The sequence below is a fragment of the Pontixanthobacter aquaemixtae genome (assembly GCF_009827395.1).
GTDB classification, from domain to species: domain Bacteria; phylum Pseudomonadota; class Alphaproteobacteria; order Sphingomonadales; family Sphingomonadaceae; genus Pontixanthobacter; species Pontixanthobacter aquaemixtae.
Genome location: NZ_WTYX01000001.1, coordinates 1,317,958 through 1,343,729, shown reverse-complemented (window position 1 = coordinate 1,343,729; position 25,772 = coordinate 1,317,958). Strand labels below are relative to the sequence as shown.

The following is a 25,772-nucleotide window of genomic DNA, read 5'->3' as shown; positions in this document are numbered from 1 at the left end:
GGCGGTCCGTTGCCTCTTTACCGAAGGATAATGGGCGTCGCGTTCGATGGGCTCCCGCCAAAGGTCAAACAGCTGCATGACAGCAGCGAATTGCGAAGCTGGAGCGGGGCCGCGGATATCACCCGGGGGACGGGTGTGCTTTCAAGGATCGCTGCGGCAATCTTCGGCTTTCCCGCAGCGGGATCGAATGTGCCGGTGACGGTCACTTTTGCGCCGGAGAAGAATGGCGAAAGATGGACGCGCAATTTCGGCGGCCGAAAGTTCCACTCCGTCCAGTCGCAGGGAAGCGAAGAAGGTGCAGGACTTCTCACCGAACGGTTTGGCCCCGTCTCGGCGACAATGGCATTGGTTGTCAGCGATGGCAGGTTGCTCTTGGTGCCGAAGAAATGGTCACTGCTGGGCGTGCCCATGCCCGGATTTCTCATGCCCGGCGGAGACAGCTTTGAAAGCGAGCGTGATGGCTTTTTCCGCTTCGACGTGGAAATCGCCGCGCCCTTTGTGGGCCTGATCGTGACATATAAGGGCGCGCTATCGCCCGATACCGGGGAAGCGGAGAACAGCACATGACACTCGAGCAATTGCACCCGACCACGGTTAAAATAGCCGGTTTGCTGCGCGAACGGGGGGAGAAAGTGGCTGTCGCCGATGGCGCAACGGGCGGTCTGATCGCGGCGTCGCTGCTGACCGTACCGGGGGCGCTGGATTTCTTTGTCGGTGGCGGTGTCGTTTATTCCTTCCGCGCGCGCGACATTCTGTTCGATCAGCCGGCCAAGGCCTATAAGGGCATGCGCGGCGCGAGCGAGGACTATGCCTTGCTGCAGGCGCGATCGATCCGCGAAAACTTTGGTGCGCATTGGGGGCTGGCGGTAAGCGGCTCTGTCGGCGGGAGCAAACACCCGAGCGGAGCCGCCGCCGGGCGAAGCTGCGCCGCCTTGGCCGGCCCGCAGGGCGAATGGACGCAGATCACCGAAACGCAAAGCGACGAACGCATCGCCAATATGTGGGCCTTCACCGCGGCCGCGCTGTCATTCTTCGCAGAGAGGCTGTCGGCGGGTTAGACCTTGCGCCGCTTGCGCAGCCAGAGAATGGACCAATCGCCCTTGACCAGCCGTTTCGCCAACCGGAAGCCTGCGCGGCGATAGGCGCGGCGCACGCGCCTTTCCTGCTTGGTGATCAAACCGGCCAGCACCAGATGCCCGCCAGCGGGCACGCATTCGGCAAAATCGGGCGCGAGATCGACCAGCGGACCGGCCAGGATATTGGCGATCAACACATCATAGGGGCCGCGCGCTTGCAGCAGCGGATCGTCCATCCCGTCGGCAATCACCATGGTCAATTCCCCGCGCCGATGGCCGAGGGCAAAATTGTTGGTCGCGGCGTTGGCTTCGACCACGCCGGTGCAGACCGGGTCGATATCGCTGGCGGTGGCAAAGGCGCCGGGCCAAAGATCAAGCGCGGCGAAGGCAAGCAGACCGGTTCCCGTGCCGATATCGGCCACATTGCGCGCGGCAACACCCGACCGTTTCATCAAGGTCAGCATCGCCAGACACCCTGCGGTCGTTTCATGCTGGCCGGTGCCGAAGGCCTGGCTGGCGGGGATGGTGATGCTGGTCGTCGCCGAATTGTCATTGGCGGGATGATCGGGCGTGTGGATATAGAATTTGCCCGCATGGATCGGATCGACACCGTGCTGGCTGAGCGTGAGCCAGTCCTGTTCCTCCAGCCGGTCGATCGTCAGTTCGGGGGCAATTCCTGCAAACAATGCTGCGATCGCTGCGGTGTCATTCTCGTCCGGTTTGCGCGGGAGCCACGCCTCCAGCTTCCAGTCTTGCGGGCTATCCTCGGCGATCTCGCTGCCGGACAGCACTATCTCATGATCCCAATTGAGCGCCTCATCATGCGCCAGCAGTGCATTTTCGACATCCGCCTTGTTGGCAAAGGCGGTGATCTTCCAGCTGTCCGACATCGGGCTATGCGCCTTCTTTTCGTAGTCTGTCCGCAAGATCAGCACGTTTCTTGCGCGCATAGTCTGAGCATGCGTTCGGGTCGTTCAGGCCGCCTGCCCGCATCCGTTCCAGCATTTGGCTGTGCGAAGGGTGGGGCGTGAGTAAAATGTCGCATTTAACTGATCCCAATCGCTCGATTCCTTCGCGATATGCGGAGAGATAGTTAAGGTGATCTCCAAACCTATAGTTATCGCGGCTGATCGGGCTTAAACTATCTGCGAAAACAATCGTTTTACAGTCGTTTAGGGCGCAACTTTCCCATTGCCAGCTAAGCGCACCCGGCGAATGGCCCGGTGTTTTGATCATGGTCAGCTGGTTCAACGGTGTGTCGCTGGAAAAATCGTCCGTCAGCACACCGGCAACGATCACCGGTTCCATCGGGTCGTGCATTCCCGATTGCGGATCATCTTCGGAGACAATGCCGCTTTCGAGCGCCTTGGCAGCTTCAGGAGACGCGAAGATCTGTGCGCCGGTTTGTTCGCGCATCCACGCAAAACCGCCGACATGGTCGAAATGTTCGTGGGTGTGGAGGATCACCGCAACATCTTCCAGCTTGAAGCCAAGCGTCTGGATGTTGGCCGCGACCACTTCTGCGCCTTTGCGCGTGCCCGTATCGATCAGGACGTGGCCTTCATCGCCGGTGATCAGGATTGCCGCGATCCCGCATGTCCCGACGTAATAGCTATTGCCATGAACCTTGAAAGGCGGGGCGGGCTTGTCCCAGTCATCCCATGGTTTGCAGGCCGCCAGAAATGGCTGGAATTCCTTTGCCCCGGCGATGTTCGGCTGTTCCAGTGCGCCAGCTTGGGCGTTGGCCTGTGCGCTGGCTTGTGCGTTGGGTTGGGCGTTGGGTTGGGCAGAGCAAGACAGCAAAAGCGCGCTTGCGCAGGCGGCCGTGAGAGCAGCGATGAAGCGCGGTTTACCGAACATAGCTGGCTCCATTTGCGTCCAATGTTGCGCCCGTAAGACTTTCGGGAGCATCGAGCGCGCAGTAGACCGCGATATTGGCAATTTCGTCCGGCTCGGCAACGCGGCCCAGCGGTATGTCCGCGAGCAGGCCCGCTCCTCCGCGGCTTTCCAGATAATCCCCTGCCATCGCCGTATCGGTGAAGCCTGGCGTGACCGCAAAGCTGCAAATCCGGTCCTTGGCATAGGCGCGCGCAATGGTCTTGTGCATCGCCAGCATTCCCCCTTTGGCGGCTGCATAGTGCCAATGGGCGGGGCTGTCACCGCGATGGCCCGCGCGGCTGGCGATGTGGACGATTCGGCCAGCAACGCCGCGTTCCTGCCAGTGGCGCACCGCAAATCGGGACAATTCAGCCGCTGCGGTCAGATTGATTTGCAGCGTCTTGTGCCAGCTTTCCAGCCACGCCTCGTCGCTGTCATCGAGCGGCACCGCGTCGAACAGACCGGCATTGTTGATCAGAACATCTATTGCACCGCCAGAGCGATCCATTGCTGTCTTCCACAGCATTGCGGGCGCACCGGCCTGCGCCAGATCTGCACCGATTGTCGCTTCGTCATAGGCTTTGGAGGCATGGCCAAACACTTTCGCCCCGCGCTCCTCCAGCTGCGTGCGGATGGCTGCCCCAATGCCTCTGCTCGATCCTGTCAGGAGGATTCTGTCCATTTTGGACCTATTCAGAACTTTGTATCAGAAGTCCACGCTACTCTGCTTGTTTCACGCACATATTGCGCTAAGGGAGTGGCTCAAACAGGTACTCTTCCGGACGGACTTATGGCTAACAGACCCCTCTCACCGCATTTATCGATTTGGAAGTGGGGGCCGGCAATGCTGGTCTCTATCTTGCATCGCATTTCGGGCGACGGGATGGCGATTGTCGGTTTGGGCGTGTTGCTCTGGTGGCTTGGCGCGCTGGCTGGCGGGCCGGATGCCTATGCGACATTCCAAAGCTGGATGTGGGCTGATCTGGCCGCGCTGGAATGGAGCGGGGCGGAGATTTTCTATTCGATCATCAAGATCATTCTGAAGATTGTTGTGATCGGCCTGAGCTGGGCATTCTTCAACCATCTGTGCAGCGGCCTGCGCCACTTTGTTTTGGATGTGGGCGCCGGGTACGAGCTGGATTCCAACAAGATGTGGTCCATCGCCAGCCCGATTATCGCCATTCTTTTGACCGCCGGCTTCTGGGCCACAATCCTGTATCTCTGAGGAAATAGACCATGGGTAACGGAACCTCACTTGGTAAGGTGCGCGGGCTCGGCTCCTCGCACGAGGGCGCGCATCACTGGCTGGTCCAGCGCTTCACCGCGATCGGCAATGTTGTGCTGACGATCTGGCTGGTCGCATCGATCATTCTGCTGCCCGATATGGCATATGGCACGTGGAGCGAATATCTCTCCGGCGGTGTGCCTGCGACTGCGATGATCCTGCTGATCATCTGCGTGTTCTGGCATGCACATCATGGCTTGCAGGTGCTGATCGAGGATTACGTCCACACTCCCGGCAACAAATTTGCTGCGCTGGCATTGGTCAATCTGGCTGCTGTTGGCGGTGCGGTTGCGGGTATCTTCTTTGTCGCGCGGATCGTTATGACTGCGCAGGGCGATGCCGCCGCCGAAGGGGCGCTGGCCGAACTTCAAAATCAAATGGGAGCCCGCTAATATGAGCGCGTCCGAAGCGGGCACTCAGCCTGCCTACAAGATTATCGATCACCTTTATGACACCGTCGTTGTCGGTGCAGGTGGCTCCGGCCTTCGCGCGACCATGGGCAGCGCCGAAGCAGGTCTGAAAACGGCCAATATCTCCAAGGTTTTCCCAACCCGTTCGCACACGGTTGCGGCGCAAGGCGGCATTGCCGCGTCGCTGGGCAATAACACGCCAGATCACTGGTCATGGCATATGTATGACACGGTGAAGGGGTCAGACTGGCTGGGCGATCAGGACGCGATCGAATATCTCGTTCGCGAAGCGCCGCAAGCGGTGTACGAGCTTGAACATGCCGGTGTGCCTTTCTCGCGCAACGAAGACGGGACAATCTACCAGCGGCCATTTGGCGGCCATATGCAGAATATGGGCGACGGGCCTCCGGTCCAGCGGACATGCGCTGCGGCTGACCGCACGGGCCACGCGATGCTCCACGCGCTCTATCAGCAGAGCCTGAAATATGATGCGGACTTCTTCATCGAATATTTCGCGCTCGACCTGATTATGAATGAGGGCAAATGCGTTGGCGTGATCGCGATGTGCCTGGACGATGGATCGATCCACCGCTTCCGCGCGCAATCGGTCGTGCTGGCGACCGGCGGTTATGGCCGCTGCTATTACACCGCGACATCGGCGCATACATGCACCGGCGATGGCGGCGGTATGGTTCTGCGCGCTGGCTTGCCATTGCAGGATATGGAATTCGTCCAGTTCCACCCCACCGGCATTTACGGTGCGGGCGTTCTGATTACCGAGGGTGCGCGCGGCGAAGGCGGCTATCTGACCAACTCCGAAGGCGAGCGCTTTATGGAGCGTTACGCGCCGTCGGCCAAAGACCTTGCTTCGCGCGATGTTGTCAGCCGCTCTATGGCGCTGGAAATGCGCGAAGGGCGCGGTGTCGGCGACGAAGGTGACCATATCTATCTGCACCTCGATCATATAGATCCCGAAGTGCTGGCCGATCGCCTGCCGGGCATTACCGAAAGCGGCAAGATTTTCGCCAATGTCGATCTGACCCGTGAACCGCTGCCGGTGACTCCGACGGTTCACTACAATATGGGCGGCATCCCCTGTAACTATCACGGCGAAGTCGTGACCATCGGCAAGGATGGCAATCCGGACACGGTTGTACCGGGCCTGTTTGCGGTGGGCGAAGCGGCCTGTGTGTCGGTCCACGGTGCGAACCGTCTCGGCTCGAACTCGCTGATCGATCTGGTGGTGTTTGGCCGGGCAACCGGTCATCGCCTGAAAGAAATCACCAAGCCCGGCGCGGCGCAGCCCGATCTGCCCAAAGACAGTGCGGATCTCGCGCTCAGCCGCGTCGATCACTTCCGCAATGCCGATGGCGGCACGCCCACGGCGGAACTGCGTAGCGATATGCAGAAGACGATGCAGAAACACGCCGCTGTGTTCCGTGACAGCGAATTGATGAAGGAAGGTGTCAAACAGCTCGCCGCGACCTATAAGAAGATGTCAGATATCAAAGTGTCCGACCGCTCGCTTATCTGGAACAGCGACCTGATCGAAACGCTCGAGCTCGACAATCTGATCGCGCAGGCTAGCGTAACCATGACCTCTGCCGAAAACCGCAAAGAAAGCCGCGGCGCCCACGCACATGAGGATTTCCCCGAGCGTGACGACAAGCAGTGGATGAAACACACCGCCGCCTGGTTTGAAGGCTGGGGCGGCAAAGGCGGCAAAGTCAAAATCGACTACCGCCCGGTCCACGAATATACGCTCACCGACGATGCGGAATATATCAAGCCGAAGAAGCGGGTGTATTGATCGAAGGGCCTGACCAAAACCATTTTGAGGCGCATTATTCGCCTTGGCGGCTTTTGCTGCTGAGTTTGCTTGGCATAGGCTTTGTTTCCGCCGGTCTTTGGATGATTGGCGCTTTCGGAGAACCGCCGACACCACGGCGGTTAAGTCCCGAAATGGCCTATGCCATTGGTTGGGTGTGCATCTTGTTTTTCGGCGCTTTAGCAGTGTTTTTGCTAAAAAAGGCGATGACCGGCGGGCTTGCCGTTCGCGTCGATCAGGTCGGCATTTTTGATGCAAGGGTGTCGGACACTATCATTCCTTGGGCATCTATTGTCTCGATGGGGAGCTACTCCATAAGGCAGACGAAGTTTTTTGGTTTTGAGCTTAGCGATGCTGGAACGCTGAACCTGAAGCGTTACACCCGGATGTCGGCAGCAGCGAACCGGTCTCTAACAGGTTTTCCATACGCGATTAGCATGACCGGTACAGACAAGTCCCATAGCGACTTGTTAGCCGCGATTGATCGTTTCGCTCCCAGATCGATATGATGGAGGATCAGGCGAGGGAAATGGTTCGATTCTGCCCTGGATACAAAGATAGGAGTGATCGCATTTGAGGACGCGGCTGGCACAATTGGCAATCACTGTGCTTACCACTGCAATCTGCGCAGGGTTTCAGCCCGCGATTGCCCAAACTGCTGGCGAACCTCAACAGCCCCCGCGCCATACCGCTTCTTGGCCCGGACTTGGCAGCGGTAATAATCCAACCCAGCGGCGGCGCAGTCTGGAGCTCGCGCCCGAATTGCATCGCGGTGTCGACGCAAAGGAAATGCTGCGGCAACGGCGCTTGCTCGATGGTGCGCTAGACAGCCTAACGCCGCAACGCGCGGGCGAGGTGGACGTCTATGTGCTCAGCGTCGCGCTCGATAGCGATGCGGTGTTCTCGCGCGAGACGAGGGAAGCCGCCAATGTCCTTTCGCGGCGATACAATGCCGCCGGGCGCACGGTGACGCTGGCCGGGCCCAATGGCCGCGAAGCCACCAACAGGCTGCCGCGCGGATCGATAACCGCGATGACCATTGCAATCGCCCGGATTGCGGAACTTATGGACACCGATGAAGATGTGCTGGTGCTCTACACCACCACTCACGGCGCACCGCAGGGGCTGGCCTATCACTATGGCAATACGGGTTATGGAATTCTCTCGCCCAAGCGCCTGCACAATATTTTGCAAAGCGTCGGGATCGATCGGCGGATCCTAATTATCAGCGCATGCTATTCGGGCGTGTTCGTGCCCGAGCTTTCGGGGCCTGATACTGCGGTGGTTACCGCATCGACTTTCAACCGCACCTCGTTCGGCTGCGAAGCGGATAATGACTGGACGTTTTTTGGCGACGCCTTGATCAATCGCGCGTTGCGCAAGCCGCATTCATTGGAGGCAGCGGCCAAGGAGGCAAAGCAGATGATCACCGGCTGGGAAACCGCGCTGGGCGTACAGAACTCACTGCCGCAAACGTCGATAGGCCCGGCGGTCAGCGAATGGTTGCCGCAATTGGAAGCGAATATCCCCAAAGGCGCGACCGCGCCGACGGGTAAGCTCACCGAGGTGAATGAGCTGCGCAAGAAGTTTGAGGCCCGGCAGCGACCTTCACAACGCTGATTTTCCGGCGGTTCCAGCACAAACTCCCACATATACCGAAAACGTGTGCTTCGCCGGTTTGGCGAGGCTTTTTGCGGTGTGGGTGCAGCGAAACAGTGTTCACAGACCATTCAGTTCATCGCTCCCAATGCACGGTTCATCGCAGAAGGAGGTAGTGATGAAACGAGATCGAAGTCCCGGAGTGAAGTTGTTTTTGGCGGCGCTGATAGGCGCCGTTTTGTTAATCCCGCTGGTGATGGTTTACGCCTTGGTGAGCGATCGTGAAAACCAGTCGGAAACCGCGCAGGCGTCTATCACCGCGGGTTGGGGCGGTGCGCAGATTGTCACCGGGCCGGTTTTGGTGATCCCTTACAACAGCCGGTCGGTGGAAACCGAAACCGTCGATGGCAAGCAGGTCACGCGATCAACCAATGTCCGGCGCGAATTGTTCCTTTCGCCGCTCAAGCAGAGCATCGAAACCGATTTGCAGCCCGATGTGAAACAAATTTCGATCTATCGCTCGGTCATCTATCAATCGGACATGACTGGCAGTGCACGCTTTATGCTGCCGCGCGATCTCGCCCGCAGCGGCGTTTCGCGCGATCAATTGCTGTTCGATCAGGCAGAATTGCGCTTCGGCGTTTCCGACCCGCGCGGCCTGACCGATGGGACTACGGTTCGCGTTGCGGGAAAGGTTCAGGAACTGCATCCGGGCAACGGCCCGGCGAGCACCAACGGATCGGGCTTCTCGACAGCGGTCGAATGGGATGGCAGCGAAGAGCTGTCGGTCAGCTGGCAATATGGCCTGCGCGGCAGCCGCTCGATTGCGCTCGTCCCGCGCGGCGGCGAAACCGAATGGACCGTCAAATCACCGTGGCAGCATCCCAGCTTCAAAGGCGATTTCCTGCCCGACAATCCTGATGAATCGCAAGGCAATGGCGAAGGCTTCACCGCAACCTATGGCGGTATCACCAACCTCGCCTTGGGTGAATCGCTGGTCAATCTGAGCGACGCGCCGGCGCCGGTGGTGGACGATGTGCACGGGCGGACCGATATCCGCTATGCGACAGAAATGGGCGATGGCTCGAGCACCAAATACGCCTCGATCCGCCTGATCGAACCGGTTGATCTTTACAGCCAGGTCGATCGCTCGGTGAAATACGGGTTCCTGTTTATCGGCTTCACATTCGTGTGCTTCTTCATGTTCGATGTGGTTGCCGGTGCGCGCGTGGCGGCCGCGGAATATCTGCTGACCGGTGTCGGGCTGGTGCTGTTCTTCGTGATGTTGCTCGCCTTTGCCGAAGTGATCGGCTTTGCCTGGGCCTATATCGTCGCCAGCGCAGCGATCATCGGATTGCTGACATCCTACAGCGCGGCGGTGCTGGGCGGATGGCATCGTGCGGCAATGATCGGCGGTATGCTCGCCGGATTGTACACCACGCTCTACATCTTGCTGAGCCTCGAGGCGCTGTCGCTGGTGATCGGTTCGGTGCTGCTGTTCGTGGCTCTTGCGGCGGTGATGTATGCAACACGCAACATCAATTGGTCGGGCATCACCGGGCAGGAAGAAGAGGAAGGCTTCGCCCCGGCAAGCTAACCCACTCCCTTTGGGGAAAGGACCGGGCGGGGGAGCATGGCTTCTCCGCCCGTTTTCCATGGGGCGCGCCGGTCGTTCGACGAGCGACATATGCCGTTCATCCATGCTTCATGTTTACAGACGTAATCGCAATGGCTACAGATGTAATCGTCTAACAACGGGGCACAGATCGGGCCCTTTGGCGGAAATGCCGGGGAGGGCTGAATGTCCGGGTCGAATCCTGAAAAGCCAGAACGTATTAGTGATGCCGAACATGCGGTGATGGAAGCGCTGTGGAAGCGTAGCCCGCTTACCGCATCGGAAGTGTGCGACGAGGTTTGCGAGCAGCGCGACTGGTCGCTGGCAACGGTCAAGACATTGCTGTCACGGCTGGTCGCCAAGAAGGCGATCGCCACGCAGCCCGATGGCCGCCGGTTTCTTTACTCCCCGCTTTTGGAGCGGGCCGATTATACAGGATCGGAATCGCGCCGTTTGGTGGATCGCTTGTTTGGCGGGCGCGCGGCGCCGCTATTCGCGCAATTGGCGGAGGCGGAGGCGCTGACCGAAGATGACCTCGCCGAAATGGAAGCTCTGTTGAAGGAGCTGCGCAAATGACCGCCGAAGTCCAATCATTCCTGCTTGATACGCTCGTCTGGACCGCCGCACTGATTGCGCTGGTTCTTGTCCTTCGCCGCCCGGTTGCGCGCCATTTCGGGCCGCATGTTGCCTATGCCTTGTGGACGATCCCGTTGCTGCGGCTGATTTTGCCGCCGGTCGTCTTGCCTGCGTGGCTTGCCCCTGCGCCCGATCCGGTGTCGCACACATCAGTCAATTACACGCTCAGCGAAGCCCCGCTTGCTGTTGCAGAACCGCTTGCGGAGGCCGCGCCTTTCGACTGGACGCCACTGGCGCTGACGGTGTGGCTGGTCGGGGCCGCGATCTTCCTGGCGGTGCGCTTCAACATCTATTTCCGCATGCGCGACGAATTGCTCGAAGATGCCTATCCGGTGGGCGAAGACGGTGCGGTCAGGCTGGTGGAAACACCGACGACCAATTCCCCGATTGCCTTTGGCGTGTTCGACAAGGTCGTGGCGCTGCCCCAAGGCTTTATGGCGCTGAGCGACCGGACCGAGCGTGATCTCGCGCTGGAGCATGAATTGTCGCACCACAAGGCGCACGATCTGCTTGCCAATTTTCTGGCGCAACCGCTTTTCGCGCTGCACTGGTTCAACCCGCTTGCCTGGTATGGATGGCGCGCGATGCGCCGCGATCAGGAGGCCGCATGCGATGCTCGCGTGATGGCCGCTCGCGGCGGTGCGCAAAAGGCGGCCTATGCGGCGGTGATTGCCGGTTTTGCTGCGCGGCACGATGCCACCCCGAAACTTGCACTTGCTGCGCCGATGGCGTGCCCCGTCATTGGCGAAAAATCGATAATCCACCGTTTGAGGAGCCTGACTATGACAGAAATATCCCCCCGCCGGAAACTGGCCGGTCGCGCATTGATGGGCGCTGCGCTGCTTGCGCTGCCGCTGACCGCGTCGATCTCATACGCCGAAGCCATTTCGGCGCCGAGCGCGCCGGTTCCACCCGCCGCGTCTGCATCGCCCAAGGTCACACCGCCTGCGCCACCCGCTGCGCCGCTGGCTTTGCAAGCTGCGCCCGAGGCACCCGATGCGCCGGAAGCGCCCGAAGCAAAGGAAGTCGAACGCGAAGTCTTCGTGATCGAAGATGTCGAAGAAGATGCCGATGGCGAGCGGCGCAAAGTGCGCAAGCACCGCATCGTTACCCGAGATGGGAAGCACATGACGCGCGAAGAAAAAGACGCGATGATTGCTGAGATGCGAGCCGAAATGGCGGGCATGGAAGGCGAGATCGAAGACGCGATGAAGGAAGTGCGCGTTTCGGTTATCGAGATGAACAATGATGGCAAACGCACCCGGGTCGAAACAACCTGCAAAGCGGGCAAGCGGCTCGGCGATACCAGCGAAGTGGACGGACAGCGCGTTGTCCATGTCTGCAAGAGCGAAGTGATGGCGAGCGCTCTCAAAGGTCTGAAGGAAGCGCGCGAATCCATCGCCAAAAATTCGGACATGTCCGATGAGATGCGCGCCGAAGTTCTCCGCACGATCGATGACAAGATCGCGCATTGGGGCAAAGAACGCTGACTAAATCCCCTAAATTTTAAGTCAGCTGAAGAGGCGGGAATGGCGACAATTCCCGCCTCTTTTTATGTTTAGCGCATGTCGAAATAGGCGTCGCAGCGGGTATCGTCTCCGCTTTGCATGCCGATCTTCAACGCTTCCATGCGCTGCGCGCTTGACCCGTGAGTGAAGCTTTCCGGCCGTACCCGCTGGCCGGCATTGCGTTGCAGCGTATCGTCGCCGATCGAAGCCGCTGCCCGCAGGCCTTCTTCCATATCGCCGGCCTCGATCAGATGGCGGTTTTTCCCGGCCCAGACCCCGGCATAGCAGTCTGCCTGCAATTCCATCCGGACTTGCAACTGGTTGGCGCCGCGCGGATTTTGCTGCTGCGCGCTGCGTACCTGGCCCGCGATCCCGGTCAGATATTGGATATGATGCCCGTATTCATGCGCCATCACGTAATAGCGCGCAAAGTCGCCACCTGCGCCCATGCGCTGCGCCATCGTGTCATAAAAGCTGGTGTCGATGTAAATGCCCTGGTCCGCCGGACAATAGAACGGCCCCATTGCCGACTGCGCCGCGCCGCAGCCTGACCGGCCGCGTCCGCCATAGAACACCAGCTTGGGCTGCCCGAAGCGGATGCCCGCCTTTTCGAATTCGGGCTGCCATGTCTCGTTGAGCGAGGCCAGAACGGCGCAGGATTCCTGACTATACTGGTTTACCGCGCAGCTTTCTTCGGTGCTCCTGCCCGCTTGGCCGGATTGGGTAATTCCCGGTTGCTGGCCGCCATCGAGCGCGCCGATCATCTGCGCCGGATCGACGCCAAAAACCAGAGCGGCGATGATCGCGATGATGATCGTACCGCAACCGACCTTGCCGCCGCCGCCGCCGGGGAACCTGCCCCCACGCTGGTCTTCGACGCGGATCGAGTTCGGGTTGAACCGGTTGAGGCGCATAGTCTTTCCCTTCGAATCGACCTGGTGTTGCGGATAATTCTTGCGTGGCGCGCATGATGGCCGCAAATGACAGCATACGCAAAGGTCCGATTTCTCTAACTATCTGGAGTACCAAATGTCCCTGTCCGGAAAACGCGCGCTTGTCACAGGATCAACTTCGGGAATTGGCGTTGCCATTGCCCGCGCATTGGCCGGCGAAGGGGCCGAAGTGGTGATCAGCGGTTTCGGCGAAGCGGACGAGATAGCGGCGCTGTGCGACGAACTGAAAGCCACCCATGTGAATGCAGATCTGCTGACGCAGGAAGGGTGCGAAAAGTTGATGGCCGATGCGGGCGCGGTCGATATTTTGGTAAACAATGCGGGGATGCAATTTGTCTCTCCGATAGAGGATTTTCCGACCGCCAAATGGGAAGCGATCATCGCGCTCAACCTCACGGCCGCATTCCACACAACGCGGCTCGCGGTGCCGTATATGAAAAAAGCGGGCTGGGGCCGGATCATCAACACCGCCAGCGCGCATTCCAAAACCGCTTCGCCTTTCAAAAGCGCTTACAACGCTTCGAAACACGGGATTGACGGTTTCACCAAGACTATCGCGCTCGAACTGGCGCAAACCGGTGTGACCGCCAATTGCATCAGCCCGGGCTATGTCTGGACCCCGCTGATCGAAGGGCAGATCCCCGACACGATGAAAGCGCGCGGTTTGAGCGAGGAAGAGGTTATCAACGATGTCCTCTTGGCCAAACAACCAACCAAGAAATTCGTTCAGCCTGCAGAGATCGGCGCTCTGGCAGTGTTCCTGTGCCGCGAGGAAGCGGGCAATGTAACCGGTGCCAATTGGAGCATCGACGGCGGGTGGACCGCCGAATAAAGCCAACGGGGACGGGTTAAGGGCACATGAGGATCGGGGGCGCGCAATTCGCTGGCTTGGCGGCTTTGTTCGCCTTGGCTGGTTGTGCGAGCATTGGCGCCAGCTCCTCTCCCACCGCGTCCAACCTGGACGCCATCGAAGGCGAATTGCGCGCGCATATCGCGATCCTGGCAAGCGACGAATTCGAAGGCAGACGCCCGGGCACAATGGGGGAGCGCAAGGCACTGCGCTATCTGGCCGAGACTTGGCAATCTGCGGGACTTGAAACCGCAACCAACGATCCCGCCAATCCCTGGTTCGAGCCGGTCGAATTGGGATTGTGGGCGGCGGAAAGCGCCACCGCAAAGTTCGAACGCAAAGGCACCACGGTGGCGATACCCGATGATGCAATTGCGCTGTTCGCCTCTGGCAGGCGGGCGCTGATAGAGGATGCGCCGCTTCAATATGTCGGCCGGTTGGGGGCTTCGCTCGAACAATCGGAATTGGCGGGGCGCGTGGCGATCATGGAATGGGGGCATGCCGGCCAGATCGCGCAACGCGAAGCGCTGCTCGAAAACGGTGCCGCGGCGGTGCTCGCGATCATCGCTGACGATGATGATTTTGCCGAGATCCGCCAGATCCGCGAGAAGGGGGCTTACCGCCTTTCCAGCGATGCCGACGGGTCGACGCTCGATGGCATAATCACTGCAGAAGCGGCCACGGCGCTGATCGGCGCGCGCTATGCGCAGCTCAAAAGCGCGGCGGCTCAGGAGGGCTTCCGCCCGCAAGCGCTGGACCTTGTCGCCACGCTCGATGCGACATCATCGGAGGCTGTGGTGCAAACGCATAATCTCATTGCAAAGCTGCCGGGGCGCGATCCCGATGCCGGGGTGGTGCTGTTGATGGCGCATTGGGACCATTTCGGCCAATGTCTGGATGAAAGCCCCGATTTGCCGGGCCAGTCCGACAGGATTTGCAACGGCGCGGTGGATAATGCCAGCGGGCTGGCGGTTCTGACCGAATTGGCAGAGCGCTTGGGCGCGATGCGGCAGATGGACCGCGATATCTATTTTGTTGCGACAACCGCTGAAGAATGGGGTCTGCTCGGCGCGCGGGCATTTTCGCGCAATCCGCCGATTCCTCTCGAATCCATCATCGCCGGTTTCAATATCGATAGTATCGGCGTTGCGCCGCGCGGCGGACCGGTGGCGATCGTGGGGGAAGGGCTGACCGCGCTCGACGATGAAGTGAAACCGATCATCGCGCAAACGGGGCGCGGAATGGCGGGGCAGGCATTTGCGGAGTTGTTTGTGCAGCGTCAGGACGGCTGGGCATTGCTCCAACGCGATGTGCCGGTGCTGATGGTCTCCAGCGCCTTTGCGCAGCCCGATCTGATGCGGCGCTATGCGCGCGAGCGCTATCACATGCCAAGCGACGAAATCGACGCGGTCGAGCTTGGCGGCGCTGCCGAAGATCTGCTGCTGCATATCGATTTGGTGCGCCATTTCGCCAATGTCGCCACTTTCCCGCAAAGGCCGGTGGTCGAATAGCGACAATCGCGGCGGAAATTTCCGCGCTTTGCTCTAGCGACTGTCACAAACCTTGGTTACATGGACCGTCACGATTCTCCCGGCGTAAATCGCCGTGGATGATAGATTTGAAAGTGACGATTATGGATATCCCCCTCGGTCTGACATTCGATGATGTGCTGCTGCGGCCCGCAGAAAGCGACATTTTGCCGAGCATGGCCGACACACGAACGCAGCTGACGCGCGGCATCAGCCTCAATATTCCGGTTCTTTCGGCTGCAATGGACACGGTGACCGAAGCGGACATGGCGATTGTCATGGCGCAACTGGGCGGCATTGGCGTGCTTCACCGCAATCTCGATGTGGTCCAGCAATGCGCCGCGGTGCGTGCGGTGAAGCGTTTTGAAAGCGGCATGGTGGTCAACCCGATTACCATCGCACCCGATGCGACATTGGGTGATGCGCAAATGCTGATGGACCAGAACAAGATCAGCGGCATTCCGGTGACCGACAAGGACGAGAAACTGGTCGGCATCCTGACCAATCGCGATGTCCGCTTTGCCGAGAACCCAAAACAGCCCATTCGCGAGCTGATGACCACCGACGATCTGGTCACCGTGCCGCTGGGCATCGGGCAGGACGAAGCACGGCATTTGCTGCACCAGCGCCGGATCGAAAAACTGCTGGTGGTCGATGATGCCTATCGCTGCATCGGGCTGATCACCGTCAAGGATATCGAAAAGGCGGTCAATTACCCTGACGCGACCAAGGATGAAGGCGGGCGCTTGCGCGTTGCCGCTGCAACAACCGTTGGCGACAAGGGCTTTGAACGCACCGAAGCGCTGATCGATGCCGAATGCGATGTGGTGATTATCGACACCGCTCACGGTCACAACAAGGATGTGGCACGAGCGGTGGAGCGGGCCAAGAAACTGTCGGGCAATGTGCAGGTCGTTGCGGGCAATGTTGCGACCGCAGAAGCCACCAAAGCCCTGATCGATGCGGGCGCTGATGCGGTGAAAGTGGGCATCGGGCCGGGTTCTATCTGTACCACACGGATTGTCGCGGGCGTCGGCGTCCCGCAATTGACCGCGATTATGGACAGCGCGGGCGCAGCGGCGGCATCGGGCATTCCGATTATCGCCGATGGCGGCCTGCGCACATCGGGCGACGCGGCAAAGGCGATTGCAGCGGGCGCTTCAACGGTGATGGTCGGCTCTATGCTGGCCGGTACTGCAGAGGCTCCGGGCGAAACATTCCTTTACCAGGGCCGCAGTTACAAAAGCTATCGCGGGATGGGCAGCGTTGGCGCGATGGCGCGCGGCAGCGCCGACCGTTATTTCCAGGCAGACGTTTCGGCGCTTAAGCTGGTTCCCGAAGGCATCGAAGGGCAAGTCCCGTATAAAGGCCCCGCGAAAGATATCGTTCACCAGCTGGTCGGCGGGATCAAGGCGGCGATGGGCTATACCGGTTCGGCGACCATTCCCGATTTGCGCGAACGGGCCAATTTCGTCCGGATCACCGGTGCGGGCCTCAATGAAAGCCACGTTCACGATGTCGCGATCACACGTGAAGCACCGAATTACCCGACGCGGTAGATGACATGATCGAAATCATCCCTTTCATGCTCTTCCTGATCGAATGGCATCCGGATCGAGCGGGAGAGTTCGATTTGCAACGTCAACCGGTTGTGTTTCGAACCCTCGAAGAATGCGAGGCTGAAGGCACCAAACTCGCTGACGAGCGCAATATGAGCGCCAGTGATGGGTTGCGGTACCAGTTCGCTTGCACCGAGATACCTAGATCTGAAAAAATCAGCGACGCGTTCGACAGAGAAATCGAACGCAAGCTGGAACGCGACCTTGGAAGCAGAAAATGACCCCAGCAGCACGCGTTCAGGCGTCGATTGAGATACTCGACACCATTATCGACAAGGCGCGGATCAAAGGCGCGCCGGCAGATCGGATCATCGCAGATTGGGCGCGCAGCAATCGCTATGCCGGTTCGAAAGACCGCCGCGCCATCCGCGAGCTGGTCTATGGTGCCATTCGCGCTTGCGGCCCCATTCCTGATACCGGCCGCGCGGCAATGTTGCGGCTTGCAGAAATCGATGCAGAGCTGAAGCCGCTGTTTGACGGATCGCAATACGGCCCGCCTGCGATTGGTGACAGGGAAGTCCCGGCGAAGGGCGGCATCGCGCATTCTGTGGTCAACAAATTGCTCGCCGCATCCGACATCGTTGGAACCGAAGCGGGGGCATTGCTCGACCGTGCGCCGCTCGACATCAGGGTGAATACGCTGCGCGCCGATCGCGGCACGCTGGAGCTTCCCGAACAGGGCGAAGAATTGCTCGCCCCGCAGGGTTTGCGCTTTCCCTCGGGAACGCAGGTAGAGCAATGGCAGGCCTTCCGCGAAGGCCAGATCGAAGTGCAGGATCACGGCAGCCAATGGGCCTGTTCAGCGGTCGATGCGAAACCGGGCGAAACGGTGATCGATCTGTGCGCCGGGGCAGGGGGCAAAACGCTGTCTCTCGCGGCGGCGATGGACAATTGCGGGACGTTGATCGCCAGCGATACCGACAAACGCCGCTTGGGCAATTTGCCCCCGCGCGCCGAACGCGCCGGTGCGGGTGTTATCGAAACCATCTTGCTTGATCCGGGCAAAGAGCTGGAGATTCTCGCCGATTTTCGTGGGAAGGCCGATGCGGTTCTGGTTGATGCACCATGTTCGGGCGTCGGCACATGGCGGCGCAACCCCGAAGCGCGCTGGCGGCTGGACAAGGCCGCGGTGACCGAATTCTCTCTGCTGCAATCGCGCTTGCTGGGCATGGCGGCGCAATTGGTGAAACCCGGCGGGCGGATTATCTATGTCACCTGCTCTTTGCTCGACGAAGAAGGGTCGAGCCGGATCGACGCGTTTCTGACCGCGCATCCCGGCTGGCAGGCAGACGCGCTCGACTGGCCGATTGGCCGACCGCACGGGAAAGGAAGGCGGCTTACTCCGTTCCATGACGGCACGGACGGCTTCTTCATCGCGCGCGTCACTTCACCCGCATAGGAATCGCTGTTAACTACTATGGCCATGGCAGATTCGACCCATCCCGAGAAAACTGCCGTCAAGGAGTTAATAATGCGCTTTGCCCCTGCCGCCGCGGCTCTTTCACTGGTTTTTGCCGTTACTGCCAGCATTGGTCAGGCGCAGGACCGCGATGCGCATCCACGCGCCGCGATGTTGATCGCCGAGGGCAAGGCAGCGCTTGACGCCGGCCAGCCGCAACGCGCCATTGACAGTTTCGAGGCCGCGCTGGCGGTCGATCCGGCCTATACGCCGGTTTTCCTTTATCTGGCGGAGGCATCGCGCCGCGAAGGGCTGCAAGGCAAGGCAATCCGCCTCTATCGTGAAGCCCTGGCGCGAGAGCCTGAAAATCTCGCCGCAATTTCGGGTGAGGGCGAGGCTCTGGTGGAAAAAGGCGCGGTTGAAAAAGCGCGCGGAAACCTTTCCCGGCTGGAAACTTTGTGCGGCACTTCCTGCACCGAAACCCGCCAACTGGCCGCCGCCATTGCAAGAGGCCCGCAGCCACAAGTGCTGCGCGCAGAGGCGGTGATGCCCGATACGGAAATTTCTCAGAACTGAGAGCGGTATCGTTCCGAAATTCTCATTCGCCCATTAGCCGGTTGATTATGGGGCGATGTGTCCACGCCTGAGAGCGATTGGCTAACTATCGTCCTCGTTGAAGACTCCTGGGTCAAATTCCATTCCCTGACCGCGAAGCTTCCTCTTGGCACACTCTCTATGCGCAAAAACAGCTTGAGCGGGGGCATCCGTTTCGCTGGACGCCTTGTTCCATCGCCATAGATTTTCGATGGTGATGATAACCGCTCCGCAATCTGACTGATTGATGCCCTCGCCACAGAACCAGCATTGATAGTCGGTCATGGTGTGTCCGCAAAAACCAAAGCACGAAACTCTTCCAGAACAGCCTGATAGACGTGCTTCTTAAACGGCACGATCACATCGGGAAGCCGTTCAGGGTCGATCCATTTCCACTGGGAAAACTCCGGCGGATCGTGTGCCTCCAGATCGATATCGGCATCGTCGCCCAGGAAGCGGGCGCAGTACCAGACCTGTTCCTGGCCGCGATATTTTCCCTTCCATAATTTGCCGATCAATTCATCGGGCAAGTCATAGCGGATGGGTTCGCGCGTCTGGCCCAGCAGAGTGACCTTGTCGGCGCCGACGCCGGTTTCTTCGGCCAGTTCGCGCAGCGCGGCTTCCTGCAAATCTTCGCCCTTATCGACGCCGCCTTGCGGCATTTGCCAGAAGCCCGACGTGTGGCCGTTGCCGTGGCGGCTATCGAGCCGTTCGGCGACAAACACCTTGCTGTGTGTATTGACCAGCATCACCCCGACACAGGGGCGATAGCCAAGCTCTTTCATCTGCGCATCCTTGCTCATGGGGGCTGCTCTAACGCGGAAAACTTCATTTTCCACTCGACTTTTTGCCCTTCTAGGAGAAAAACTACATTGCGGGAGCAGGTGACCGCGCATAGGTGCGGTTTCCTGACAGAATAAGGCGCGCAAAATCGCGCACGAAAAGGAATGTTGATGGCTAGTTTGGCCAAGGAAAAACCCACCACAGCACCCGAAGCAGTTGTCGTTCGTTTCGCCGGAGATTCGGGCGATGGAATGCAGCTGACCGGCGGTCAGTTCACTCTATCAACCGCGCTTGCGGGCAACGATCTGGCGACCTTCCCTGATTTCCCCGCCGAAATCCGTGCACCGCAGGGCACTTTGTTCGGTGTGTCTGCTTTCCAGATCAATTTCGGCAGCCGCGAGATCAACACCGCGGGCGATGCTCCCGATGTGCTGGTGGCGATGAACCCCGCCGCGCTCAAAGTGAATTTGCCGTCGCTCAAGCCCGGCGGGCTGGTGATCATCGACACCGGCGAATTTTCCAAGCGCAATCTCGACAAGGCGAAATATGATGTGTCGCCGCTGGAGGATGACACGCTGGCCAAATGGGATGTGCTGGCCTTCGACATTTCCGCGCTGACGATCGAGGCGGTGAAGCCCTTCGGTCTGGGTAACAAGGATGCGCTGCGGTCCAAGAATATGTGGACGCTGGGCCTCGCGCTGTGGATGTTTGACCGCGATCGCACGCCGATCGAGGATTGGCTGAAAGCCAAGTTCAAATCCAAGCCCGAGATTGCCGATGCCAATATCGCGGCGCTGAATGCCGGCCATGCCTATGGCGAGACGGCAGAAATTGCGGGGCCGCTGACCAAGGTCCACGTCGATGCGGTTGAAAGCGAGCCGGGCCTGTACCGGACCATCACCGGGGCAGAGGCGATTTCGCTGGGTCTGGTTGCGGGCGCGCAATTGGCCGAATTGCCGATGTTCTTTGGCGGCTATCCGATCACGCCAGCCTCGGCGATCCTCCACCATCTGGCGCGGCTCAAAGAATTCGGCGTCACCACTTTTCAGGCAGAGGACGAGATCGCCGCGATCTGTGCGGCAATCGGCGCGTCCTATGCAGGCCAGCTTGGCATTACGTCATCCTCCGGCCCCGGTATCGCGCTGAAAGGCGAGGCGATGGGGCTTGCGATTATGACCGAGCTGCCGCTGGTCATCGTCAACAGCCAACGCGGCGGGCCATCGACCGGCCTTCCGACCAAGACCGAGCAAAGCGATCTCTATCAGGCGATTTATGGCCGCAACGGCGATGCGCCGATGCCGGTTGTATCTGCATGCAGCCCGGGCGACGCGTTTGAAGTCGCTATCGAGGCATGCCGGATCGCGGTTGAATATATGACGCCGGTGATGCTGCTGACCGATGGCTATATCGCCAATGCAGCAGAACCCTGGAAAGTGCCCGATCCCGAAACGTTTGAGCCGTTTCCGGCGAAGTTCCTGCAAGAGAAAAACGGCGGCGAAGAGCTGCTCCCATACAAGCGCGACGAAAAGGGCGCGCGCCCATGGATCAAGCCGGGCACGCCCGATCTGATGCACCGCATTGGCGGGATCGAGAAGGCGGTCGATACCGGCCATATCGATTACGCGCCCGACAACCATCAGGCGATGACCGATGCGCGCGTGAACAAGGTTAAAGGCGTGAAAGTGCCCGATCAGGACGTGGCACTGGGCGAGACTTCGGGCACTCTGGCAGTGGTCGGTTGGGGGTCCACTTTTGGCCCGATCCATCAGGCGGTCCGCCGGATGCGCGCCAAGGGCTGCGATGTCAGCCATATCCATGTGCGCCATTTGTGGCCGCTACCCGCGAACCTTGGCGATCTGCTGAAAAGCTATGACAATGTGCTGGTGCCCGAAATGAACACCGGCCAGTTCAAAACCGTGCTGCGCGACCAGTTCCTTGTCGATGCGACCCCGCTGACCAAAACCAGCGGACAGCCTTTCGCGATTGCGGAAATGGAAGCGGCAATTGGCAAATATTTTGACGATGTTTCGGGCAATGAAGGCGGGCAGGTTCCGGTCAATGACGACCAACTGCCGAGTCCGGAGCAGTGATCCATTCTCTCTTCCGTCATCCCAGCGAAAGCTGGGATCTTCCTCCGCTTGGGCGGAGCTTGCTGATAGCGATCCCAGCATTCGCTGGGATGACGAGGTAAATTATGAACGCACCCGTTAAATTCGAAACCACGCTCAAGGATTGGGAAACGGATCAAGAGGTCCGCTGGTGTCCCGGTTGCGGGGACTATGCGATCCTCAAGGCGGTGCAGCGCACTTTGCCGCAGCTTGGCGCGAACCCTTCGAACACCTGCTTTATCAGCGGCATCGGCTGCTCCAGCCGGTTCCCCTATTATATGGAAACATACGGCTTCCACACGATCCACGGCCGTGCGCCGGCGATTGCGACGGGTGTTAAGCTGGCCAATCCCGATCTCGATATCTGGCTGGTGACCGGTGACGGTGACGGGCTGTCCATCGGCGGCAACCATATGATGCATGTGCTGCGCCGCAATGTGAACATGCAGATCATGCTGTTCAACAACGAGATTTACGGCCTGACCAAGGGGCAAAGCTCCCCCACAAGCCGCGAAGGGACCAAGAGCCCGTCGACGCCGATCGGGTCCTATGATCACCCGGCCAATCCATGCGCCTTTGCGCTGGGTGCAGGTGCGCGTTTTGTCGGGCGCGGTTTTGATGTTTCGAAAAACCTGCCCGATGTGCTGATGGCAGCGCATGCCCATCAAGGCGCGGCCTTTATCGAGATTTTCCAGAACTGCATCGTCTATAACAAAGACGTGTTCAACGATTTCGCCGCCCCGAAAGGCGCGGGCGACCGCCAGCTATGGCTGGAAGATGGCAAGCCGATGCTGTTCGGCGATCCCAAGGCGGGCTACGACAAGGGCATTGCGCTCGATCGCGACACGCTGACTCTCAAAGTCGTCGATGCGAGTGAAGAGAATTGGGAAGAGGCGGGCGTGCTGGTCCACAACGCCAAAGACCGCACCATCGCGCATATGCTGATCGAAATGCCTTTCGGGCCGTTCCCGATGGCTCTGGGCGTGATCTATGACGATCCGCGCCCGACCTTTGAAACTGCCGTAATCGAAGAACGCGCGCGGGCATCAGAGGGCAAAGAAGCCAATCTCGCCAAACTGCTAGGCAAGGGGCAGACGTGGACTGTCGATCCGAATGAAGGGCATCCGACGGATTAGGGTGCGCGGCGCGTGGACAACCTAACCCACTCTCTCGTTGGTGCATTGCTGGGGCAGGCTGGTCTCAAGAAGAAAACCGGCCTTGCCATGCCCGCGCTGATTATCGGGGCGAATTTGCCCGATGTCGATGCGGCGTGTTTTTTCTGGCTGGAGGGCGCGGAGCATCTCGGTTTCCGGCGTGGGATTACGCATGGCCCGCCGGCGCTGGTGCTGTTGCCGCTGATATTGGCAGGGCTGCTCTATGCGTTTGACAGGTGGCAGACGAAACGCGGCAAGAGGCCCGAGGGCAGGTTGCCGGTCAATTTCAAATGGCTGTTCCTGCTCAGCTTTATCGGCTGCTTGACGCATCCCGCGCTTGATTGGCTGAACGTGTATGGCATCCGCCTGCTGGAGCCATTTTCGAGCCAATGGTTCTACGGCGATACGCTGTTTATCATCGATGTGTGGCTATGGGCGCTGATGGGTTTTGCGACGTGGTTCTCTTTGCGACGAGAGAAGCGGGGCGGGGATTGGAAGAAGCCTGCGCGCGTGGCGATTGCGGTGAGCTTGGCGTATATCGGGTTGAATGGGGCGATTACTTACAAATTTGAACGCGATGGAAGCCAATATGTCGCGGGATTGGATGCCGGGAGTTCATTTGCGGAAATGAGCAGCGCTGAAGTGATCGCAAGCCCGATCCCCTTTGACTTTTGGGCTCGTGAAACGCTCGCGGTCAATGAAGGAAGGTGGCTGACGCTCATCCGATATGATAGCGGAGGGTTCCACGCTGAAGAAATCGTCAGTGGAAGATGCCTACTGCCGGATTTGGAATCTGATCGAGGAAAAGATCCGGGTGTTGACGCCTTCCTCTTCTGGTCACGCGCTCCCTTTGCCGAGCGCGCCGAAGACGGCACCGTTCTCCTCCGCGACGCGCGATTCTACGATCCTCGTGCGCGGGATCGCTTCACTGTCGCGTTGCCCGAAGTGGAATGTGAGGAACTTCCGGCGGGGTAGGGCGCTTTAACACGAAAGCCCCCTCTTCTTTAGAGGAGGGGGTTGGGGGTGGTGGCGAGGCGTGAGCCTCGCGCGAGCCATCTCCACCACCCCACTGCGACTAGGCATTGCCGAGCAACGCCAAGTCTCGTTGCCCCTCCTCTAAAGAAGAGGGGCGGTAAGGAGACAGATGACCAAACCACAAATCGTCTGGCTTCGGCGTGATCTGCGGATGGCAGATCAGCCCGCTCTGTATGCCGCCGCGCAGGCAGGGCCGGTTATTCCGGTCTATGTGCTGGATGACGATGCCGCGGGCAGCCATGCCTATGGTGGTGCCTCGCGCTGGTGGATGCATCACTCGCTGGACAGCCTGTCCAAGTCGCTTGGCGCAAGACATTCGCGGCTAATCCTGCGGTGCGGCGATACGGTGGAAGAGCTGACAAAAATTGTCGAAGAAACAGGCGCAGAGGTTATCCACGCCATTCGCCATTACGAACCATGGTGGCGCAAGGCACAGGGCAAACTGTCAGACGCCTTCGATCTGCAGCTCTATGACGGGAATTACCTGCTGCCGCCGGGCGCGGTCACCACCGGATCGGGCACGCCGTACAAGATCTACACGCCGTTTTCCAAAGCCACGCTCGAACAGATGCCTCCGCGCGATGTGTTGCCGGAGCCAGAGACGCTGTCGCATCCCGATAGCTGGCCCAAAAGCGATGCGTTGGATGATTGGAACCTGCTGCCCACGCGGCCCGATTGGTCGGGCGGGATCGATGCCTTCTGGCAAGTGGGTGAGGCCGCTGCGCAAGATCGCCTGGCCGAATGGGAAGGCGATGTCGCCGAATATGATGACGCGCGCAACTTGCCCTCGCAGGATGGATCATCGCGTCTCTCACCGCATTTGCATTTCGGCGAAATTTCGCCCGCGCAGGTGTGGCACGCCTTGAAAGGGCGGCGGGGGAAGGGCTGGGATGTTTATGGCAAGGAGCTGATCTGGCGCGACTATGCACAAAATGTGATTTGCCAGTTTCCGGCCTATCCCACGCAATCCTATCGTGAGGATTTCGAAAAGCTGAAATGGCGCGATCCGAAAACCGACGCGGATGCCGCTGCTGATCTGAAAGCGTGGCAAAAGGGAAAGACCGGATACCCCGTGGTCGATGCGGGAATGCGCCAGCTATGGCAAACGGGATGGATGCATAACCGCGTGCGGATGATCGCGGCGAGTTTTCTGATCAAGCATCTGCTGATTGATTGGCGGCATGGCGAACAATGGTTTTGGGACACGCTGGTCGATGCCGACTACGCGCAAAACGGCACCAATTGGCAATGGGTCGCGGGGACCGGCGTGGACAGCAATATGTTCGTGCGGATTATGGCGCCGCTGAGCCAGTCGGAGAAATTCGATGCGGCGGGTTATATCAGCGAATATGTGCCCGAACTGGCGCAGCTGGACGCGCCCTATATCCACGATCCCGAGGAGCATGGATGCCTGCCCGATGGCTATCCGGCGAAAATCATCGGGCACCGCGAAGCACGCGAACGCGCGCTCGACACGTATAAGGCGATCAAGCAGTAAGCCGCGCTTTGTGCAGCTGTTTGGCCACCAGCACTGCAATGAGCGGCAAGACGAATGCCGAAACCATCATCCACAGCGGATGCGGAAACATCTGGGTGGTCCACGCGCTGAGCCCGACCATCACCAGCCCGACAATCCAGCCGGGAATGACCTCGCTCGCAATACGGATCGCACTCCAAGCGCCCGCAAGCGCGCCGAGAAACCACGCGGCGACGACAGAAATTTTTGCAGCAAGCGGTATCTCGAGCATGATCCGCGCCTGATCTTCAGGGTCGGTGATATCCAGCCCCTCTGGCGGCGGAAAAGCCATATGGCCGAGCCCTTCGACAACGCCCACTACCAGACCGGCGACCAATACACCCACAACGACGGCGACAATTCTTTTTACCAATGGATTTTGCATGCTTCCCCCCAT

Annotated in this window: 27 protein-coding genes; 20 read left to right on the top strand and 7 right to left on the bottom strand. The window is 59.6% G+C overall.

Annotation, left to right across the window (positions count from 1 at the left end; translation table 11 throughout):
- Positions 1 to 30: 30 nt before the first annotated feature.
- Both GRI41_RS06470 and GRI41_RS06465 read left to right on the top strand, forming a co-directional pair.
- Positions 31 to 567, top strand: a complete 537-nt coding sequence (locus tag GRI41_RS06470) for a DUF4166 domain-containing protein (RefSeq protein ID WP_160603918.1) — start codon at positions 31 to 33, stop codon at positions 565 to 567.
- Positions 564 to 1,058, top strand: coding sequence for a CinA family protein (locus GRI41_RS06465; RefSeq protein WP_160603917.1), 495 nt, complete (start codon positions 564 to 566; stop codon positions 1,056 to 1,058). The genes GRI41_RS06470 and GRI41_RS06465 overlap by 4 nt, the downstream gene beginning before the upstream one ends.
- Here GRI41_RS06465 and GRI41_RS06460 read toward each other — a convergent pair.
- Genes GRI41_RS06460 through GRI41_RS06450 form a run of 3 tightly spaced genes read right to left on the bottom strand, consistent with a single transcriptional unit; the run spans position 1,055 to position 3,636 of the window.
- A complete protein-coding gene (locus GRI41_RS06460; protein WP_160604658.1) occupies positions 1,055 to 1,966 on the bottom strand; it encodes a 50S ribosomal protein L11 methyltransferase in 912 nt (303 codons plus the stop codon). The two genes, GRI41_RS06465 and GRI41_RS06460, sit on opposite strands and share 4 nt — an antisense overlap.
- A 4-nt stretch (positions 1,967 to 1,970) precedes the next feature.
- Positions 1,971 to 2,936 (bottom strand): subclass B3 metallo-beta-lactamase, encoded by a 966-nt coding sequence (gene bla / locus GRI41_RS06455; RefSeq protein WP_160603916.1) that lies wholly within the window; start codon positions 2,934 to 2,936, stop codon positions 1,971 to 1,973.
- Positions 2,926 to 3,636, bottom strand: coding sequence for an SDR family NAD(P)-dependent oxidoreductase (locus tag GRI41_RS06450; RefSeq protein ID WP_160603915.1), 711 nt, complete (start codon positions 3,634 to 3,636; stop codon positions 2,926 to 2,928). The genes bla and GRI41_RS06450 overlap by 11 nt, the downstream gene beginning before the upstream one ends.
- Before the next feature lie 108 nt (positions 3,637 to 3,744).
- Between GRI41_RS06450 and sdhC the strand changes: the two genes are divergently transcribed.
- From sdhC to GRI41_RS06410, 8 genes are all read left to right on the top strand, one after another.
- Positions 3,745 to 4,179 carry a succinate dehydrogenase, cytochrome b556 subunit gene (gene sdhC / locus GRI41_RS06445; protein WP_160603914.1) on the top strand — a complete coding sequence of 145 codons (435 nt, stop codon included), beginning with the start codon at positions 3,745 to 3,747 and terminating at the stop codon, positions 4,177 to 4,179.
- Between the two features lie 11 nt (positions 4,180 to 4,190).
- The gene (gene sdhD, locus GRI41_RS06440; protein ID WP_160603913.1) at positions 4,191 to 4,631 is read left to right on the top strand and encodes a succinate dehydrogenase, hydrophobic membrane anchor protein; all 441 of its coding nucleotides are present in this window, start codon (positions 4,191 to 4,193) and stop codon (positions 4,629 to 4,631) included.
- A gap of 1 nt (position 4,632) precedes the next feature.
- Positions 4,633 to 6,459 (top strand): succinate dehydrogenase flavoprotein subunit, encoded by a 1,827-nt coding sequence (gene sdhA / locus GRI41_RS06435; RefSeq protein ID WP_160603912.1) that lies wholly within the window; start codon positions 4,633 to 4,635, stop codon positions 6,457 to 6,459.
- Entirely contained in the window at positions 6,456 to 6,986 is a 531-nt protein-coding gene (locus GRI41_RS06430; RefSeq protein ID WP_160603911.1) for an STM3941 family protein, read from the top strand. The genes sdhA and GRI41_RS06430 overlap by 4 nt, the downstream gene beginning before the upstream one ends.
- Before the next feature lie 64 nt (positions 6,987 to 7,050).
- A complete protein-coding gene (locus tag GRI41_RS06425; RefSeq protein WP_160603910.1) occupies positions 7,051 to 8,097 on the top strand; it encodes a C13 family peptidase in 1,047 nt (348 codons plus the stop codon).
- A 157-nt stretch (positions 8,098 to 8,254) separates the two neighbouring features.
- Positions 8,255 to 9,673, top strand: coding sequence for a cell envelope integrity protein CreD (gene creD / locus GRI41_RS06420; protein ID WP_160603909.1), 1,419 nt, complete (start codon positions 8,255 to 8,257; stop codon positions 9,671 to 9,673).
- Between the two features lie 204 nt (positions 9,674 to 9,877).
- On the top strand, positions 9,878 to 10,267 hold the full coding sequence (locus tag GRI41_RS06415) for a BlaI/MecI/CopY family transcriptional regulator (RefSeq protein ID WP_160603908.1): 390 nt from the start codon (positions 9,878 to 9,880) through the stop codon (positions 10,265 to 10,267).
- Positions 10,264 to 11,817, top strand: coding sequence for a M56 family metallopeptidase (locus tag GRI41_RS06410; RefSeq protein WP_160603907.1), 1,554 nt, complete (start codon positions 10,264 to 10,266; stop codon positions 11,815 to 11,817). The genes GRI41_RS06415 and GRI41_RS06410 overlap by 4 nt, the downstream gene beginning before the upstream one ends.
- Positions 11,818 to 11,885: 68 nt before the next feature.
- Here GRI41_RS06410 and ypfJ read toward each other — a convergent pair whose 3' ends face one another.
- Positions 11,886 to 12,749 carry a KPN_02809 family neutral zinc metallopeptidase gene (ypfJ, locus tag GRI41_RS06405; protein ID WP_160603906.1) on the bottom strand — a complete coding sequence of 288 codons (864 nt, stop codon included), beginning with the start codon at positions 12,747 to 12,749 and terminating at the stop codon, positions 11,886 to 11,888.
- Positions 12,750 to 12,864: 115 nt separating this feature from the next.
- On the opposite strand from ypfJ, the gene GRI41_RS06400 reads away from it, so the two are divergent.
- The 6 genes from GRI41_RS06400 (at position 12,865) to GRI41_RS06375 (ending at position 18,761) form a co-directional block, all read left to right on the top strand.
- Positions 12,865 to 13,620 carry a 3-hydroxybutyrate dehydrogenase gene (locus GRI41_RS06400; protein ID WP_160603905.1) on the top strand — a complete coding sequence of 252 codons (756 nt, stop codon included), beginning with the start codon at positions 12,865 to 12,867 and terminating at the stop codon, positions 13,618 to 13,620.
- Between the two features lie 26 nt (positions 13,621 to 13,646).
- Positions 13,647 to 15,149, top strand: a complete 1,503-nt coding sequence (locus GRI41_RS06395; protein WP_160603904.1) for a M28 family peptidase — start codon at positions 13,647 to 13,649, stop codon at positions 15,147 to 15,149.
- A 122-nt stretch (positions 15,150 to 15,271) separates the two neighbouring features.
- A complete protein-coding gene (gene guaB, locus GRI41_RS06390) occupies positions 15,272 to 16,726 on the top strand; it encodes an IMP dehydrogenase (RefSeq protein ID WP_160603903.1) in 1,455 nt (484 codons plus the stop codon).
- A gap of 5 nt (positions 16,727 to 16,731) precedes the next feature.
- Complete coding sequence (locus tag GRI41_RS06385) at positions 16,732 to 17,007, top strand: hypothetical protein (protein WP_160603902.1); 276 nt, start codon at positions 16,732 to 16,734, stop codon at positions 17,005 to 17,007.
- Positions 17,004 to 18,185: an RsmB/NOP family class I SAM-dependent RNA methyltransferase gene (locus tag GRI41_RS06380; RefSeq protein ID WP_160603901.1), complete on the top strand. Its 1,182-nt coding sequence runs from the start codon at positions 17,004 to 17,006 to the stop codon at positions 18,183 to 18,185. The genes GRI41_RS06385 and GRI41_RS06380 overlap by 4 nt, the downstream gene beginning before the upstream one ends.
- Positions 18,186 to 18,257: 72 nt before the next feature.
- On the top strand, positions 18,258 to 18,761 hold the full coding sequence (locus GRI41_RS06375; protein ID WP_235901068.1) for a tetratricopeptide repeat protein: 504 nt from the start codon (positions 18,258 to 18,260) through the stop codon (positions 18,759 to 18,761).
- Positions 18,762 to 18,842: 81 nt separating this feature from the next.
- Here GRI41_RS06375 and GRI41_RS06370 read toward each other — a convergent pair whose 3' ends face one another.
- Positions 18,843 to 19,064: a hypothetical protein gene (locus GRI41_RS06370; RefSeq protein ID WP_160603899.1), complete on the bottom strand. Its 222-nt coding sequence runs from the start codon at positions 19,062 to 19,064 to the stop codon at positions 18,843 to 18,845.
- The gene (locus GRI41_RS06365) at positions 19,061 to 19,582 is read right to left on the bottom strand and encodes an RNA pyrophosphohydrolase (RefSeq protein WP_235901067.1); all 522 of its coding nucleotides are present in this window, start codon (positions 19,580 to 19,582) and stop codon (positions 19,061 to 19,063) included. The genes GRI41_RS06370 and GRI41_RS06365 overlap by 4 nt, the downstream gene beginning before the upstream one ends.
- Positions 19,583 to 19,732: 150 nt before the next feature.
- Between GRI41_RS06365 and GRI41_RS06360 the strand changes: the two genes are divergently transcribed.
- From GRI41_RS06360 to GRI41_RS06345, 4 genes are all read left to right on the top strand, one after another.
- A complete protein-coding gene (locus GRI41_RS06360) occupies positions 19,733 to 21,652 on the top strand; it encodes a 2-oxoacid:acceptor oxidoreductase subunit alpha (protein WP_160603898.1) in 1,920 nt (639 codons plus the stop codon).
- Positions 21,653 to 21,756: 104 nt separating this feature from the next.
- Positions 21,757 to 22,806, top strand: a complete 1,050-nt coding sequence (locus GRI41_RS06355) for a 2-oxoacid:ferredoxin oxidoreductase subunit beta (RefSeq protein WP_160603897.1) — start codon at positions 21,757 to 21,759, stop codon at positions 22,804 to 22,806.
- 12 nt (positions 22,807 to 22,818) lie between these two features.
- On the top strand, positions 22,819 to 23,799 hold the full coding sequence (locus tag GRI41_RS06350) for a metal-dependent hydrolase (RefSeq protein WP_160603896.1): 981 nt from the start codon (positions 22,819 to 22,821) through the stop codon (positions 23,797 to 23,799).
- A gap of 169 nt (positions 23,800 to 23,968) precedes the next feature.
- Positions 23,969 to 25,357, top strand: a complete 1,389-nt coding sequence (locus GRI41_RS06345; RefSeq protein WP_160603895.1) for a cryptochrome/photolyase family protein — start codon at positions 23,969 to 23,971, stop codon at positions 25,355 to 25,357.
- Here the strand turns inward: GRI41_RS06345 and GRI41_RS06340 are convergent.
- Positions 25,347 to 25,760 carry a hypothetical protein gene (locus GRI41_RS06340; RefSeq protein WP_160603894.1) on the bottom strand — a complete coding sequence of 138 codons (414 nt, stop codon included), beginning with the start codon at positions 25,758 to 25,760 and terminating at the stop codon, positions 25,347 to 25,349. The two genes, GRI41_RS06345 and GRI41_RS06340, sit on opposite strands and share 11 nt — an antisense overlap.
- Positions 25,761 to 25,772: the final 12 nt, after the last annotated feature.

Excerpts from the sequence above, each read along its gene's own strand:
- sdhA (WP_160603912.1), top strand. The coding sequence starts at position 4,633 with ATGAGCGCGTCCGAAGCGGGCACTCAGCCTGCCTACAAGATTATCGAT.
- ypfJ (WP_160603906.1), bottom strand. The coding sequence starts at position 12,749 with ATGCGCCTCAACCGGTTCAACCCGAACTCGATCCGCGTCGAAGACCAG.
- GRI41_RS06365 (WP_235901067.1), bottom strand. The coding sequence starts at position 19,582 with ATGAGCAAGGATGCGCAGATGAAAGAGCTTGGCTATCGCCCCTGTGTC.
- GRI41_RS06465 (WP_160603917.1), top strand. The coding sequence starts at position 564 with ATGACACTCGAGCAATTGCACCCGACCACGGTTAAAATAGCCGGTTTG.
- GRI41_RS06340 (WP_160603894.1), bottom strand. The coding sequence starts at position 25,760 with ATGCAAAATCCATTGGTAAAAAGAATTGTCGCCGTCGTTGTGGGTGTA.
- GRI41_RS06370 (WP_160603899.1), bottom strand. The coding sequence starts at position 19,064 with ATGACCGACTATCAATGCTGGTTCTGTGGCGAGGGCATCAATCAGTCA.
- GRI41_RS06355 (WP_160603897.1), top strand. The coding sequence starts at position 21,757 with ATGAACGCACCCGTTAAATTCGAAACCACGCTCAAGGATTGGGAAACG.
- GRI41_RS06400 (WP_160603905.1), top strand. The coding sequence starts at position 12,865 with ATGTCCCTGTCCGGAAAACGCGCGCTTGTCACAGGATCAACTTCGGGA.
- GRI41_RS06410 (WP_160603907.1), top strand. The coding sequence starts at position 10,264 with ATGACCGCCGAAGTCCAATCATTCCTGCTTGATACGCTCGTCTGGACC.
- bla (WP_160603916.1), bottom strand. The coding sequence starts at position 2,936 with ATGTTCGGTAAACCGCGCTTCATCGCTGCTCTCACGGCCGCCTGCGCA.
- GRI41_RS06450 (WP_160603915.1), bottom strand. The coding sequence starts at position 3,636 with ATGGACAGAATCCTCCTGACAGGATCGAGCAGAGGCATTGGGGCAGCC.
- GRI41_RS06415 (WP_160603908.1), top strand. The coding sequence starts at position 9,878 with ATGTCCGGGTCGAATCCTGAAAAGCCAGAACGTATTAGTGATGCCGAA.
- GRI41_RS06345 (WP_160603895.1), top strand. The coding sequence starts at position 23,969 with ATGACCAAACCACAAATCGTCTGGCTTCGGCGTGATCTGCGGATGGCA.
- guaB (WP_160603903.1), top strand. The coding sequence starts at position 15,272 with ATGGATATCCCCCTCGGTCTGACATTCGATGATGTGCTGCTGCGGCCC.
- creD (WP_160603909.1), top strand. The coding sequence starts at position 8,255 with ATGAAACGAGATCGAAGTCCCGGAGTGAAGTTGTTTTTGGCGGCGCTG.
- GRI41_RS06375 (WP_235901068.1), top strand. The coding sequence starts at position 18,258 with ATGCGCTTTGCCCCTGCCGCCGCGGCTCTTTCACTGGTTTTTGCCGTT.
- sdhD (WP_160603913.1), top strand. The coding sequence starts at position 4,191 with ATGGGTAACGGAACCTCACTTGGTAAGGTGCGCGGGCTCGGCTCCTCG.
- sdhC (WP_160603914.1), top strand. The coding sequence starts at position 3,745 with ATGGCTAACAGACCCCTCTCACCGCATTTATCGATTTGGAAGTGGGGG.
- GRI41_RS06380 (WP_160603901.1), top strand. The coding sequence starts at position 17,004 with ATGACCCCAGCAGCACGCGTTCAGGCGTCGATTGAGATACTCGACACC.
- GRI41_RS06360 (WP_160603898.1), top strand. The coding sequence starts at position 19,733 with ATGGCTAGTTTGGCCAAGGAAAAACCCACCACAGCACCCGAAGCAGTT.
- GRI41_RS06460 (WP_160604658.1), bottom strand. The coding sequence starts at position 1,966 with ATGTCGGACAGCTGGAAGATCACCGCCTTTGCCAACAAGGCGGATGTC.
- GRI41_RS06470 (WP_160603918.1), top strand. The coding sequence starts at position 31 with ATGGGCGTCGCGTTCGATGGGCTCCCGCCAAAGGTCAAACAGCTGCAT.
- GRI41_RS06385 (WP_160603902.1), top strand. The coding sequence starts at position 16,732 with ATGATCGAAATCATCCCTTTCATGCTCTTCCTGATCGAATGGCATCCG.
- GRI41_RS06395 (WP_160603904.1), top strand. The coding sequence starts at position 13,647 with ATGAGGATCGGGGGCGCGCAATTCGCTGGCTTGGCGGCTTTGTTCGCC.